2 protein-coding genes are annotated in these 663 nt (G+C 38.3%); both read left to right on the forward strand.

Annotated features, from left to right (window positions below; translation table 11 throughout):
* The coding region (locus tag ACS8FC_RS18180; RefSeq protein WP_439297817.1) for a L,D-transpeptidase family protein at positions 1-225 on the forward strand (225 nt) is incomplete at its 5' end.
* 309 nt (positions 226-534) lie between these two features.
* Positions 535-663, forward strand: a 129-nt coding sequence (locus tag ACS8FC_RS18185; RefSeq protein WP_439297818.1) for a Clp protease N-terminal domain-containing protein, incomplete at its 3' end; no start/stop codon positions are given.

Below are 663 nucleotides of genomic sequence, written 5' to 3' on the forward strand. Positions count from 1 at the left end.
CATATTAGCTATCCAAATGATGAAGACAAGGCACGAGCGAAGTCATTAGGGGTCAATCCGGGCGGCGATATTATGATTCATGGGCAAATGAATGGCTTTGGACATTTGGGCTGGTTGAATCAACGACGCGATTGGACCGATGGTTGTATCGCGGTTACCAATGATGAGATGGATGAAATTATGGCAGCGGTGATACTTGGTACTCCTATCGAAATCGTGGAGTAGCATAGTCGCATTATGATTGGGTCTATGCTCAATAAGTGCATTGCTTATTACCGTATTCAATGGAGATTTCTCTTTAATCTACATCAATAAGATGGCGTTTCCTATCTACTAACTTCCTTTATCTAGTATTAATAGCCCATTTAAATTTTGTTAATAATAAATATCATTGTTTTAAGTAAGGTTTTATTTGGTAATCGTCTTGAAATAGGTGTATATATACCTTATATAAGTGACAGATAACAGTGGGTACTAGACTAAGATAATCCTTGGAAGGCTCACTGAAAATACTAATTATAAAAGGATATAAACATGAGATTTGAGAAGTTTACGCAAAAACTGCAATCCGCCATTCAAGAAGCTCAGAGCCTAGCGTTAGGTCGTGATCATACGGGCATTGATCCTGTGCATTTGCTTGCAGTGTTGCTACAAGATGAGTCT

This window comes from Psychrobacter sp. 1Y4 (assembly GCF_051847555.1).